This is a genomic window from Nonomuraea sp. NPDC050547 (assembly GCF_044457345.1).
GTDB lineage: Bacteria > Actinomycetota > Actinomycetes > Streptosporangiales > Streptosporangiaceae > Nonomuraea.
The window spans coordinates 138,982-151,901 of record NZ_JBITGW010000018.1 but is presented as its reverse complement, the minus strand read 5'-3'; the positions used below and the strand labels follow the sequence as shown (position 1 = coordinate 151,901).

The window sequence follows — 12,920 nt, the reverse complement described above, 5'->3', positions numbered from 1 at the left end:
AAGCAAGATGACTGGCATGCCGTACGAAGTCAGTGGCGTCATCGCCAGAGGCAAGGGCCAGGAAGTTTCCGTCGAGACCGTGCTGGTGCCGGACCCGGGTCCCGGCGAGGCGGTGGTGAACGTGCAGGCGTGCGGTGTCTGCCACACCGACCTCCACTACCGGGAGGGCGGCATCAACGACGACTTCCCGTTCCTGCTCGGCCACGAGGCCGCCGGCACCGTCGAGGCGGTCGGCGAGGGCGTCACCGGGCTGGAGCCGGGCGACTTCGTGATCCTCAACTGGCGCGCGGTGTGCGGCCAGTGCCGCGCCTGCCTGCGCGGCCGTCCCTGGTACTGCTTCGCCACCCACAACGCGAAGCAGAAGATGACGCTGGCCGACGGCACCGAGCTCTCGCCCGCCCTGGGCATCGGCGCGTTCCTGCAGAAGACGCTGGTCGCCGCCGGTCAGTGCACCAAGGTCTCGGCGGAGGCGCCGGCGCAGGTGGCCGGGCTGCTGGGTTGCGGCGTCATGGCCGGCATCGGCGCCGCGATCAACACCGGCGGCGTCGGCAGGGGCGACAGCGTGGCCGTGATCGGCTGCGGCGGCGTCGGCGACGCGGCCGTCCTGGGCTCCTCGCTGGCCGGAGCCGGGACGATCATCGCCGTGGACGTGGACGACCGCAAGCTGGAGCTGGCCAAGGGCTTCGGGGCCACCCACACCGTCAACTCCCGCTCGCAGGACCCCGTCGAGGCGATCCGCGAGCTGACCGGCGGCAACGGCGCCGACGTCGTGATCGAGGCCGTCGGCCGCCCCGAGACCTACAAGCAGGCCTTCTACGCCCGCGACCTGGCCGGCACCGTCGTGCTGGTCGGCGTGCCGACGCCGGAGATGACGCTGGAGCTGCCGCTGCTCGACGTCTTCGGCCGTGGCGGCGCGCTCAAGTCCTCCTGGTACGGCGACTGCCTGCCCTCCCGTGACTTCCCCATGCTCGTCGACCTGTTCCTGCAGAACCGGCTGCCGCTGGACAAGTTCGTCTCGGAGGAGATCGCGCTGGACCAGGTGGAGGAGGCGTTCGCCAAGATGCACCGTGGTGAGGTGCTGCGGTCGGTCGTGGTGCTGTGACCGTTCCGCCCGCCTGCCTAGGAGACAACGCATGATCGACAAAGTGATCACTTCGGGGACGTTCTCGCTGGACGGCGGGACCTGGGAGGTCGACAACAACGTCTGGCTGGTCGGCGACGCCCGTGAGGTGATCGTCATCGACGCGGCGCACTCCGCGGCGGCCATCGCCGAGCGCGTGGGCGGCCGCCGGATCAAGGCGATCGTCTGCACGCATGCCCACAACGACCACATCAACGCCGCGGCCGAGCTGAACGCGCCGATCCTGCTGCACCCGGCCGACCAGGTGCTGTGGGAGCAGGTGTACGGCGACTCCGTGACGTACGAGCCGTTGAGCGACGGCGACAAGCTGGAGGTCGGCGGGATCGAGCTGCGGGTGATCCACACCCCGGGCCACTCGCCGGGGGCGGTCTGCCTCTACGCGCCCGAGCTCACCGCGCTGTTCAGCGGCGACACGCTCTTCCGCGGAGGGCCCGGCGCGACCGGCAGGTCGTACTCCTCCTTCGAGACGATCGTCGAGTCGATCAAGGAGCGGTTGCTGACGCTACCTGCCGAAACCCGCGTCCACACCGGCCACGGCGACTCGACCTCGATCGGCGCGGAGGCCCCGCATCTGGAGGAGTGGATCAAGCGGGGTCACTGAAACATACCCCCTAGGGGGAATGTCCTCTCTGGTAGGTAGTGTCCGTGTGGCACACCTAACATAGGCAAGCCTTACCGAAGTGAGGTATCTTAGGCGTGCCTAACCTTATATCTTGCGAGAGGCTGCCCCCGGATGTACGTATGCGTTTGTCGTGCTGTGACCGAAAATGAGGTCCACGACTGCATCGCATCCGGCGCCAAGAGTGTGCGGCAGATCCGCGACACCACAGGCGCCGGCGGCGACTGTGCATCTTGCGTGCGCAAGATCTGTGCGATCCTGAAGCGGTCTGAAGAACTGACGACCGCTTAGCACGAGGGGCCCGTCCATGCAGGGCGACAAGCAGATCATCGAGCTGCTCAACGAGCAGCTCACCGCCGAGCTCACCGCGATCAACCAGTATTTCCTGCACGCCAAAATGCAGGAGAACTGGGGTTACACCAAGCTCGCCGAGCACACGCGCGCCGAGTCGATCGACGAGATGCGGCACGCCGAGCGCCTCACCGACCGCATCCTCTTCCTGGAAGGCCTGCCCAACTACCAGCGGCTGGGCACGCTGCACATCGGGCAGACGGTCGAAGAGCAGCTCAAGGCGGACCTGGACGTCGAGTTGTCGGTGGTGAAGCGGCTGCGGCCGGCGATCCTGCTCATGCGGGAAAAGGGTGACGCGACCTCCGCGCGTGTCTTCGAGGACATCCTCGCCGACGAGGAGCACCACATCGACTACCTGGAGACGGAGCTCGCTCTGATCCAGTCGCTGGGCGAGCAGCTTTACCTCGCCCGCTACGCGGAGCCGCCGTCCGCCAGCTAGAGGATTCACCAAGCGCCCGCCGGGGTTCCGGCGGGCGTTTCTCTTCTCGTACGGCTGTCTTCTCCTACGGCGAAGCCGCGACACGCCGAAGGCGCACAGGCCGGTTGGGCGGGGAGAAGCATGGGGGTGTTTGGCCGGGTGGGTAAATCGCCAATAACCAACGTATATCATCGTTTGCCCAGGTCAATGGATAGGTCAACGACAAGTCAAACCGCGCGCTGTGCCCGGGAAACGATCGCCTAAGGTCCTACGATCGCTTCATGACCTGCGTACTTCTCGCCGAGGATGACACCTCGATCTCCGAGCCGCTCGCGCGCGCCCTGCGTCGCGAGGGTTATCAGGTTGAGGTGAGTCCCGACGGCCCGCAGGCCCTGGAGAGGGCCCTGTCGGGCGGCATCGATCTCATAGTTCTCGATCTCGGACTACCGGAAATGGACGGCTTGGAGGTCGCCCGCCGGATCCGGGCCGAAGGCCACGGCACGCCGGTGCTGATCCTGACCGCACGCGTCGACGAGGTGGACACCGTCGTCGGACTCGACGCCGGCGCCGACGACTACGTCACCAAGCCGTTCCGCCTGGCGGAGCTGCTGGCCAGGGTGCGGGCGCTGCTGCGCCGCGGCACCTCGGAGACCCCGGTCGTGCAGGGCGTCCGCATCGACGCCGACTCCCGCCGAGCCTGGATGGGCGACAAGGAGCTGCACCTGACCACCAAGGAGTTCGACCTGCTGCGCGTGCTGGTGCGTGACGCCGGAAAGGTCGTCACCCGGGAGCAGATCATGCGGGAGGTCTGGGACACCAACTGGTGGGGTTCCACCAAGACCCTCGACATGCACATCTCCTGGCTGCGCCGCAAGCTGGGCGACGACGCCGCGAAGCCCCGATACATCACCACCGTCCGGGGAGTCGGCTTCCGCTTCGAACGCGAGTAGGCGATGCGCCGCCGCCTGCTCTCCTCCACCCTGCTCGTCGCCGTCATCGCGGTTCTGCTGCTCGGGGTCCCCTTGGGTCTCGTGGTCAGCCGCCTGATCGTCGACGAGGCTTCCCAGGAGCTCAGGGCGGAGGCGACGCGGCTGGTGGGTGAGGTCGAATACGCTCGCATCCAGGACACGCCTCTCGACCCCCAGCAGCTGGAGCAGAAGTATCCAGAGCGATATATCCAGATCTACGAGCGGGGCAACCCCCCCAAGGCGACCATCGTCGGCGCGCCGCCGCCGTCCGGTCACCAGATGACGGAGGACGCCCAGTCGGAAAGCGGCATCTACGTCCGGGTGAGCCGCGACAAGGACCAGGTGGAGCAGGACGTGCGCGCACGCCTGCTCCTCATCGTGGCTCTGGCCGTCGCGGCTCTGGCCGTCGCCGTGGGGCTGGCCATCGTCCAGTCCCGCAGGCTGACGCTCCCCCTCCAGGACCTTGCCAAGATCGCCGAACGGCTGGGCTCAGGTGACGCCCGGCCCAGCAAGCACCGGTACGGCATACCCGAACTCGACCGGGTGGCGGAGGTCCTCGACCGCAGCGCCACCCGGATCTCCGACCTGCTCACCCGTGAGCGGGAGTTCGCCACCGACGCCTCCCACCAGCTGCGCACGCCCCTGACCGGGCTGACCATGCGTCTGGAGGAGATCGTGGCCGCCGCCGACCACCCCGAGGTCGTGCGTGAGGAGGGCGACGCCGCCATCGTGCAGGCCGAGCGGCTCACCGCGGTGATCGACGAACTGCTCGCCGCCGCACGCAGGCAGCGGCACTCCCAGGCCGAGCCCATCACCGTGGACGACGTGCTCGTCCAGCAGGTCACCGAGTGGGCGCCGGTCTTCCGCGGCAGCGGGCGCGACCTGCTGCTCGAAGGCGAGCGTGGCCTGGAGGCGCTGGGCACCACCGGCGGACTCGGCCAGGTCGTCGCCTCGCTCCTGGAGAACTCCCTGCGTCACGGCGGCGGCACGGTCAAGGTCTCGACCAGTCGCAGCGACAACTACGTGGTCATCGAGGTGGCCGACGAGGGCCCCGGCATCGCCGACGACCTGGCCGGCCGGGTGTTCGAGCGCAACGTCAGCGGCGGTGGCGGCACCGGTCTCGGGCTGACGCTCGCCCGCGCGCTGGCCGCCGCCGACGGCGGAAGGCTGGAGCTCGTACGGCGCCGCCCCGCGGTGTTCTCGTTGTTCCTGCGCCCGGCGGAGGAGAAGCGCCCGAGCCGTGTGGTGACCGGACCCGCCTGAGGCCTCAGCGGCCCACGCGCGGTTCGGTCACCGCCGCCGGCTCTCGACCTCGGGCAGCTCGGCGGGGATCGGCTCCGTGGCCTCCAGGAACACCCAGCGCTTGTAGGACCAGAAGCGGAACAGGGTGCCGAGGCCGACGCCGATGACGTTGGCGATGTTGTAGCTCAGCAGGTCGTGCATGCCGAGCGTGTAGGTGGTGAAGCCCGTGATCAGCAGTCTGATCAGCAGGGCGATGCCGTTGAACAGGAAGAACAGGAAGTATTCGCGGCCGAGGCCGCTCTGCTCGCGATGCCGGAAGGTCCACCAGCGATTGCCCACGTAGGCGAAGGTGGTGGAGATGATCGTGGCGAACACCAGCGAGGTCAGCGGGCCGAAGCCCTGGCGGAACAGGTTGAGGGCGACGAAGTCGACGACGAAGGCGAGCGCGCCGATCGTGCCGAACTTGGCCAGCTCGTGGACCAGGGTGGCGAACCGCTGGTAGAGGCGCTTCACAAACTCCACGTCTCGTCCTCGGTCCTTTCCGATCCACTGCGCATATCCGGCAACGTCGCTCCCAGGGTACCGGTCCAGGTCTGGGGGCGGACCCCTAGCCTCAACATGAATCATCAACCACGCACCAAATTAGGGGTCTACAAATATCGTCCTATGACGGGTATTTGCATTTCTGGGGCACTAGTGTGCGGTTCAGCTCGGGGACAGGACCCCGGACGGCCATGACCTCAGGGACTCCCCCTTGCCGCGTCAACTGATCGCCCTGCTCGCCGGTCTGTCCATGGCGACGGCCGGTTGCGGTGGCACGAGCCTTCCCCCGGCCGCCGGCCCGCCCTCGGAAACACCGTCCACCGCCCAGCGGATCGACGAGGCCACCGCCGCGCGGACCTTCGCCTCGCTCGCCGGCCTCGACGAGGCCTGGCGCGAGCGCGACTGCGCCGCCGTGGTCGCCGCGACCACCTGGGCGGAGAAGACGCTGGGCGGCCGTGCCTGCGCGGCGACCCGGAACGGCCGCCCAGCTCCGGCCCGCACGACCTACTCCAAGCCGGCCTTCCTGCTGCCGGAGGAGGGCGGATGGTTCGCCGTCCTGGCCACCGAGCCGGAGCCCGCCTACTTCGTCTTCGTCCACGCGGGCGGCGGGTGGCGGCTCGGCTTCGGCCCCGTCCCGGTCACCGACGACCCGCCCGGCGACACTCCGGGCAGCTCCACTTCGCCCGGTGGCGAACCCGATCCGGTCATCGTGCGGCGGGCCCGGCTCGTGCCGCAACGCCACCTGACGTACCTCACCGACCCGGCCGGGCTGTCGGGGGTGCGCTTCCCCGACGCGGATCCGGTGCGCGAGCTGCGCGACGAACTCGCCGCCAAGCCCGCCCGGGTGCGTCCCGACCGGCTGACCGTCGACGTGGAGCTGCTCGACGCACCGCGCACGATCGGGACGGCGGGCGGGTCGATGCTGGTCTTCCACACGCTGCGGCTGACCTTCCGCCAGCGCGGCGACGCCCATCCCCTGTACGGCAAGGCCGACCTGCGCGCCTTCACCGGCGAGAGTGACCTGGACCGCCTGACCGGGGTCGAGATCGTCAGCCTGGTCAGCGAGCTGACGCCGGACAACAAGGTGCGGACCCTGGGATCGCGCAGGGACCTGGCCGACGTACGGCCGTGACGGTGGGCGACGGTATGCTCTGGGCACGTGAGCAGCCCCTCTTACCGCCCCATCGGGCCGGTCGTCGGTGTCGTCGGCGCCGGTCAGCTGGCCAGGATGACGCAGCAGCCCGCGATCGCGCTCGGTGTCGAACTGCGCGTACTGGCCAACGCGCTCGACGAGAGCGCCGCCCGCGTGATCGTCGACACCCGCGTCGGTGACTACCGCGACCTGAGCGAGCTGCGCGAGTTCGCCAAGGGCTGTGACGCGATCACCTTCGACCACGAGCACGTGCCCACCGAGCACATCAGGGAACTGGCCGCCGACGGGCACGCCGTACACCCCGGCGCCGACGCGCTCGTGCACGCGCAGGACAAGGCGGTCATGCGCGAGCGGCTCACCGAGATCGGCGCGCCGTGCCCCGCGTGGTCGCGGGTCGCGGAGCCGGGTGAGGTCGAGCGGTTCGCCGCCGAGCACGGCTGGCCGGTCGTGCTCAAGGCGGTCAGGGGCGGCTACGACGGGCGCGGCGTCTGGGTGTGCCGGGACACCGGCCAGGTCAGGGAGGCGTTCCAGAGCGGGATTCCGCTGATGGCCGAGGCCTTCGTGCCGTTCGAGCGGGAGCTGGCCGTGCTGGTGGCCCGCTCGCCCCACGGCCAGGGCGTCAGCTACCCCGTGGTGGAGACCGTCCAGGAGGACGGCATCTGCGTCGAGGTCATCGCCCCGGCCCCGATGCTCGACTCGGAGGACGCCGCCCAGGCCCAGCGCATCGCCCTGAAGATCGCCCACGAGCTGGGCGTGACCGGCCTGCTGGCCGTCGAGATGTTCGAGACCGAGCACGGCCTGGTCGTCAACGAGCTGGCCATGCGCCCCCACAACAGCGGCCACTGGACCATCGAGGGCGCGCTGACCTCCCAGTTCGAGCAGCACCTGCGCGCCGTCCTCGACCTGCCGCTCGGCTCGCCGGCCATGACCGCGCCGTACGTGGTCATGGTCAACCTGCTCGGCGGCGACGACCCCGACCTCTTCAAACGCTACGAACACGCGATGGCCCACGACCCCGCCGTCAAGGTCCACTTCTACGGCAAGGACGTGCGTCCCGGCCGCAAGATCGGTCACGTGACCGCACTCGGCAAGGACCTCGACGAGGTACGGGCTCGCGCCCGCCACGCCGCCGTCTACCTCACGACAGGGGAGTACACATGATCGGCATCGTGATGGGCAGCGACTCCGACTGGCCCGTGATGAAGGCGGCCGCCGAGGCGGTCGCGGAGTTCGACGTCCCCTTCGAGGCCGACGTGGTCTCCGCGCACCGCATGCCCGCCGAGATGATCGAGTACGGCCGGCAGGCCGACGCCCGCGGCATCCGCGTCATCATCGCCGGCGCCGGCGGCGCGGCCCACCTGCCCGGGATGCTCGCCTCGGTGACCCCGCTGCCGGTGATCGGGGTGCCGGTGCCGCTGAAGTACCTGGACGGCATGGACTCCCTGCTGTCCATCGTCCAGATGCCGGCCGGGGTGCCGGTCGCCACGGTCGCGATCGGCGGCGCCCGCAACGCCGGGCTGCTGGCCGTCCGCATTCTGGCCACCTCCGACGACGCCCTCAGGCAGCGCATGGTGACCTTCCAGGAGGACCTGAAGCAGCAGGCGTACGCGAAGGGCGAGAAGCTGCGCGCCGAGGCCGCGGAGCTGTCCTAGGCGGCTCAGCCGCCGCCCAGCCGCGCGGCCAGCTCCTCGGCGGTCTTCTTGTCGAACCCGCCGGTGATCTCCAGCACCCGTCCGGGAATCGGCTCCAGGACGGTCGGCGCGCTGATCACCTTGCCGCCGATGACGATCGCGAGCTGGTTACGCGGTTGCGGCAGTTGGTGGACCTTCTCCGTCAGCGCCGTGAACTCGCGCCCGTCCGCCTCGTTCAGCGTGACCTGGATGACCCACTGCCCCGACGGCCCGAAGTTCGCCGTCGCCTTCTCGGCGGTGACCTCCGTGGCCTGGTCGAGCTGGTAGCAGGAGGCGTTGTCCTGGCCGGCGATCCAGCCGGCGGCGCAGGGCGCGGTCCGCATGTCGAGGACCGGCCGCAACGCGAAGGACTCGCTGACGGGCTTCCACGGGAGCCTGGAGGACGCGGCGCCGATCACCATGGCGTAGACGACGACGAGGACCACCCCGACGTTGACGAGCGCTCCAGCGACGATCGCGAGAATCGGACCGGGTTTCACGGTATCGCCCTCCGCGTAGGAATCGGCTCACCTGCCATGAGATCACGAAGTGTCGCGGGCAGGCCAACGTCGTCCGAGCTCGGCCTCGATCCCGTCGAGGATCCGCGTGAGCCCGCGTTCGAACTGTTCGTCGCCGGCCGTCTGCGTGTCCAGCCGGCGGACGAAGGCTTCGGCGTCACCGCCGTCCAGGAGTTGCTGGATGTGCGGGAACTCCCCGGTCTCCAGGCGTGAGGTGACGAAGGCGGCGACTCCGTTGATCCACTCCTCGCCGGGTTCCTCGGCCGGGGTCGCCTGCGTGGTGTAGCCGGCCACGTAATAGCTGATGAGCGCGATCAGCTCCAGCTTCTCCGCGGCGTCGAAGGGCGTGCCGGCCAGCGAGGCGAGGACCCGCTCAAGGGCGCGCATGCCGTTCGGTCCGATGTCCTTGCTGCCCAGGACCGTGATCACCCAGGGGCGGTGCTCCGAGATCGCGCGCAGGCCCCGCCCGAAGCGGGCGAGGGCGTCGCGCCAGCCGGTGTCGGATAGCGCTCCGGGGCCCGTGTCGGGGCCGGCCAGCTCGCTCAGGATCTCGTCGTTCATCAGCGCGAGCAGGTCCTGCTTGCTCGGCACGTAGTGGTACAGGGTCATCGTGCCCGCGCCGAGCTCGTCGGCGAGCCGGCGCATGGACAGCGCCGCGAACCCCTCCGCGTCGGCGATCGCGATCGCCGCCTTCGCGATCTGCTCCCGCGTGAACCGTGGTTGCCGCACCGCTGGGGCGGGACGGGCCCACAGGGGCGTCCGCGGCTGGTTCTGGTCCTGAGTTGACATCTCGTACAGCGTATCCGTACGTTAATCGTACGCGGTACGAAGAGCTCGTACCACGTACGACTAGGGGGATGGAAACGATGGAATCGATTCGGCGGCGTCTTGACGAGACGCTTCAGGAGTCGCTGGCCGGCGGCGCGGTGGCAGGGGCCGTCATCGGCGTCTCCGTGGGCGGTGAGCAGTTCACGCTCGCGCGGGGGACCGCCAACCTCAACACGGACCAGCCGTTCACCGAGGACACCGCGTGGCTGCTCGGCTCGGTCGGCAAGGTCCTCACCACGACGATGCTGCTCCAGCTCGTCGAGCGCGGCTCCGTCGACCTGGACGCGCCGGTGCGGCGGTACGTGCCCGAGTTCGGCCTGAGCGATCCGGCGGCGGCCGACCGGATCACCGTGCGGATGCTGGTCAACCACACCAACGGCATCGACGCCGACGGGCTCGTGCCCAGCGCGGTGCGCGGCAGGGACGCCCACCGGGAGTACGTGGAGCATCTGCGGAACGTGAACGTCCTGTTCGAGCCGGGCACGTGCATTCACTACTCGAACCCGGGATTCGTGCTCGCCGGTCGCATCATCGAGGAACAGACCGGCCTGCCGTACGAGGTGGCGATCCGGCGCGACCTGTTCGAGCCGTGCGGGATGCGGGACGCCACCGCAGTCCAGACCCAGGCGTTCCTGCGCCGCACGGCCGTCGGCGCCTTCTTCGACATGGAGGCGATGGCCCTGCGCGCGACGTCGCTGTTCAGCGTCCCCGAATCGATCGGGGCCGCGGGCGGGACGCCGATCGTCACCGTCGCGGACATGCTCGCGTTCGGCCGCATGCATCTCAACGCCGGCGTCGCCCAGAACGGCACCCGCGTGATCGAGGCCGATTCGGTGAAGGCCATGCTGACCCCGACCTTCGACCTGGGCATTCCGCAGGCGCCGCCCATCGGGCTGGGCTGGTGGCTCGAGCCCATCGCCGGAACCACCGCCGCCTTCCACGGCGGCACCTCACCGGGCGGCAACTCGGCCTTCACGATCCTGCCGGAATACGACACGGTCATCACCAGCTTCGGCACCGGCCCGGCCAACGTCCTGCTCCAGGACCAGCTGCACATCGCCGTGATCGAAGAGGTGACCGGACGCGCGGTGACCCCGCCCTTCGGCGGCCCGCCCGAGCGTCCCGGCCCCGAACTGGCCGGCGAGTACGGTTCGTTCCAGAGCCACGTCGTGGTCGAGGTCGACGACGACGCACTGCGGGTCACCAACCACTTCGAGCCCTACGACGACGACCACCGCGCCACCTACGAGGCCTGCGGGGTCCCGGCCGGCGCCGCCCCGCCGGTCACCTACCGCAGCCTCGCCCCCGGCCTCTACGCGCCAGAAGGCCTGGACGCGTCCGTCTTCTCCGGCGTCATCGGCAGGGGTGCCCTGCTGGCCGCCCTCCCCGCCACCGGCGACCGTCCGGCCGGGCTGCACTCCGGCCTGCGATTCACGCCCAAGCGCGCGAGCTGACATCCGAAGGGTGCCATCGCGTCCGGCCGTGAATATCATGCGGGGCATGGGACTCGGGCTGATGGAGATGGTGCTGATCCTCGGAGTGGTGGCGGCCGCGGTGGGCGTGAGCCTGGTGACGCTGGCCGGCCGGCGCCGGGGCGAACAGAAGCCGCCGCCTCCCTCACTCCACTCGGCCGCGGACACCGAGCAGGAAGTCCTCCGCCTGCTGCGGCAGGGAAAGACCATCCAGGCCATCAAGATCGTCCGTGAGCGCACCCGGCTCGGCCTGAAAGAGGCCAAGGACCTGGTGGAGGACGTGGCCGCGGGCCGCCGCGGGCTCACCGACCACCCGGCCTTCGCCGGCATGCGCCCGTCACTGTCCCGCCGGCCCGCGGGCGACCTGGCGGGCCGGGTCCGCGACCTGGTCGCGGAAGGCCACCGCCAACAGGCGATCTACCTGGTACGCGGCGAAACCGGAATGGGCGAAGAAGAGGCCGAACTCTTCATCACCAGCCTGACAACCACCTGAAACCCACACCTCAACCCAGAGGCGAGGGCCGAGCGTGCCGAGGAAGGGGTTTCCGGTCCAGGTGGCCCAGGGACGGCCGTTGCGGTGGGGACCACGTCCGACGTGAGAAGCGATCCCCCCGACCTGCGTCAGCCCGCGTCGGCGGGTGGCGTGGGCCGGGGGCCGGCCGTAAAGGATAGAAGGAGAGTCAGGGGCGGCCGAGGGCGCGGTAGTGCCAGGCGGCGGCGCGCCAGGCGGTGGGGTTGAGGGCGTTGCGGCCGTCGACGATCTTGCGTTCCGCGACCACCGTGCCGAGGGCTTCGGGGTCGAGGTCCACGAACTCCTGCCATTCCGTGAGCAACAGGACGACATGCGCCCCTCGGACAGCGTCCACGGCCGAGGTGCCGTAGTTCAGCTCGGGGTGGGCCTTGCGGGCGTTGTCGAGGGCGATCGGGTCGTACACGGTGACGGCGCCGCCCTGCTCGCCGATCGTGACCGCGACGTCGAGCGCGGGGGAGTCGCGGATGTCGTCGGAGTTGGGCTTGAACGCGGCGCCCAGCACGCCGACCGTGCAGCCGCGGAACGAGCCGCCGGCCAGTTCGCGCGCCAGGTCCACCATGCGGGCCCGGCGCCGCATGTTGATCGCGTCGACCTCGCGCAGGAACGTCAGCGCCTGGTCGGCGCCCAACTCGCCCGCGCGGGCCATGAACGCCCGGATGTCCTTGGGCAGGCAGCCGCCGCCGAACCCGAGCCCGGCGTTGAGGAACTTGCCGCCGATCCGGTCGTCGTAGGAGAGCGCGGTCGCCAGCTGCTGGACATCCGCGTGGGCCGCCTCGCAGACCTCGGCCATCGCGTTGATGAAGGAGATCTTGGTGGCGAGGAACGAGTTCGCGGCCGCCTTGACCAGCTCGGAGGTGGCGAAGTCGGTGACGACCATGGGCACTTCGCCCAGCGGTTCGTAAACCTCGCGCAGGATCTTCTCGGCCCGCTCGGAGCGCACGCCGACGACGATGCGGTCGGGGTGCATCGTGTCCTGTACGGCGTGGCCCTCCCGCAAAAACTCGGGGTTCCAGGCCATCTCCGCCTGGGCGCCGATCGGCGCGAGCCTGGCCAGCTTGTCGGCCAGCCGGGCGGCGGTGCCGACGGGCACGGTCGACTTGCCGACGATCAGGCAGTCCCGCGTGAGGTACGGCGCCAGCGACTCGACGGCCGCGTCGAGGTAGGAGGTGTCGGCCGCGTATTCGCCCTGCTTCTGCGGCGTGCCGAGGGCGAGGAAGTGCACGTCGCCGAACTCCCCGGCCTCCTCGTAGGAGGTCGTGAAGCGCAGCCGGCCGGATTCGAGCCCGCGGCGCAGGACGGGTTCCAGCCCGGGTTCGTGGATGGGAAGCTCACCGTTCTGGAGGCGGCGGATCTTGTCCGCGTCGATGTCTAGGCCCAGGACGTCGAATCCGAGGTCGGCCATGCACGCGGCATGCGTGACACCCAGGTATCCGGTCCCGATCACCGTGAGGCGATATGGCACGAG

Annotated in this window: 15 protein-coding genes; 11 read left to right on the top strand and 4 right to left on the bottom strand. The window is 69.8% G+C overall.

The annotated features are described in order from the left end of the window. Window positions 1-16 precede the first annotated feature (16 nt). The 6 genes from ACIBHY_RS38575 to ACIBHY_RS38550 all read left to right on the top strand — a co-directional run bounded on the left by ACIBHY_RS38575 (window position 17) and on the right by ACIBHY_RS38550 (window position 4,760). Window positions 17-1,102: an S-(hydroxymethyl)mycothiol dehydrogenase gene (locus ACIBHY_RS38575; protein ID WP_184957803.1), complete on the top strand. Its 1,086-nt coding sequence runs from the start codon at window positions 17-19 to the stop codon at window positions 1,100-1,102. A gap of 31 nt (window positions 1,103-1,133) precedes the next feature. Then, on the top strand, window positions 1,134-1,742 hold the full coding sequence (locus ACIBHY_RS38570) for an MBL fold metallo-hydrolase (RefSeq protein WP_397309286.1): 609 nt from the start codon (window positions 1,134-1,136) through the stop codon (window positions 1,740-1,742). A gap of 132 nt (window positions 1,743-1,874) precedes the next feature. After that, window positions 1,875-2,051, top strand: coding sequence for a bacterioferritin-associated ferredoxin (locus ACIBHY_RS38565; protein ID WP_184957801.1), 177 nt, complete (start codon window positions 1,875-1,877; stop codon window positions 2,049-2,051). A 16-nt stretch (window positions 2,052-2,067) separates the two neighbouring features. Further along, window positions 2,068-2,550, top strand: a complete 483-nt coding sequence (bfr, locus tag ACIBHY_RS38560) for a bacterioferritin (protein WP_379609940.1) — start codon at window positions 2,068-2,070, stop codon at window positions 2,548-2,550. Between the two features lie 260 nt (window positions 2,551-2,810). After that, window positions 2,811-3,479, top strand: a complete 669-nt coding sequence (locus tag ACIBHY_RS38555) for a response regulator transcription factor (RefSeq protein WP_012888073.1) — start codon at window positions 2,811-2,813, stop codon at window positions 3,477-3,479. 3 nt (window positions 3,480-3,482) lie between these two features. Then, window positions 3,483-4,760 carry an ATP-binding protein gene (locus tag ACIBHY_RS38550; protein WP_379609939.1) on the top strand — a complete coding sequence of 426 codons (1,278 nt, stop codon included), beginning with the start codon at window positions 3,483-3,485 and terminating at the stop codon, window positions 4,758-4,760. Between the two features lie 27 nt (window positions 4,761-4,787). Here ACIBHY_RS38550 and ACIBHY_RS38545 read toward each other — a convergent pair whose 3' ends face one another. Further along, on the bottom strand, window positions 4,788-5,261 hold the full coding sequence (locus ACIBHY_RS38545) for a GtrA family protein (protein ID WP_397252167.1): 474 nt from the start codon (window positions 5,259-5,261) through the stop codon (window positions 4,788-4,790). Window positions 5,262-5,493: 232 nt separating this feature from the next. On the opposite strand from ACIBHY_RS38545, the gene ACIBHY_RS38540 reads away from it, so the two are divergent. Genes ACIBHY_RS38540 through purE form a run of 3 tightly spaced genes read left to right on the top strand, consistent with a single transcriptional unit; the run spans window position 5,494 to window position 8,087 of the window. Then, window positions 5,494-6,414 carry a hypothetical protein gene (locus tag ACIBHY_RS38540; RefSeq protein WP_397309285.1) on the top strand — a complete coding sequence of 307 codons (921 nt, stop codon included), beginning with the start codon at window positions 5,494-5,496 and terminating at the stop codon, window positions 6,412-6,414. Window positions 6,415-6,441: 27 nt separating this feature from the next. Continuing rightward, complete coding sequence (locus ACIBHY_RS38535) at window positions 6,442-7,596, top strand: 5-(carboxyamino)imidazole ribonucleotide synthase (RefSeq protein ID WP_397309284.1); 1,155 nt, start codon at window positions 6,442-6,444, stop codon at window positions 7,594-7,596. Beyond that, complete coding sequence (gene purE, locus ACIBHY_RS38530) at window positions 7,593-8,087, top strand: 5-(carboxyamino)imidazole ribonucleotide mutase (RefSeq protein ID WP_397252164.1); 495 nt, start codon at window positions 7,593-7,595, stop codon at window positions 8,085-8,087. Before ACIBHY_RS38535 ends, purE begins: the two co-directional genes overlap by 4 nt. A gap of 5 nt (window positions 8,088-8,092) precedes the next feature. Here the strand turns inward: purE and ACIBHY_RS38525 are convergent, their stop codons facing one another. Then, window positions 8,093-8,605, bottom strand: coding sequence for a SecDF P1 head subdomain-containing protein (locus ACIBHY_RS38525; RefSeq protein WP_397309283.1), 513 nt, complete (start codon window positions 8,603-8,605; stop codon window positions 8,093-8,095). A 42-nt stretch (window positions 8,606-8,647) separates the two neighbouring features. Next, window positions 8,648-9,412, bottom strand: coding sequence for a TetR/AcrR family transcriptional regulator (locus ACIBHY_RS38520; RefSeq protein WP_397252162.1), 765 nt, complete (start codon window positions 9,410-9,412; stop codon window positions 8,648-8,650). 77 nt (window positions 9,413-9,489) lie between these two features. Here ACIBHY_RS38520 and ACIBHY_RS38515 point away from each other — a divergent pair, with 77 nt between their 5' ends. Beyond that, window positions 9,490-10,905: a serine hydrolase domain-containing protein gene (locus ACIBHY_RS38515; RefSeq protein ID WP_397309282.1), complete on the top strand. Its 1,416-nt coding sequence runs from the start codon at window positions 9,490-9,492 to the stop codon at window positions 10,903-10,905. Window positions 10,906-10,951: 46 nt separating this feature from the next. Next, entirely contained in the window at window positions 10,952-11,416 is a 465-nt protein-coding gene (locus ACIBHY_RS38510) for a ribosomal protein L7/L12 (RefSeq protein WP_397309281.1), read from the top strand. A 187-nt stretch (window positions 11,417-11,603) separates the two neighbouring features. Here ACIBHY_RS38510 and ACIBHY_RS38505 read toward each other — a convergent pair whose 3' ends face one another. After that, complete coding sequence (locus ACIBHY_RS38505) at window positions 11,604-12,917, bottom strand: UDP-glucose dehydrogenase family protein (protein ID WP_397252159.1); 1,314 nt, start codon at window positions 12,915-12,917, stop codon at window positions 11,604-11,606. Between the last annotated feature and the right edge of the window lie 3 nt (window positions 12,918-12,920).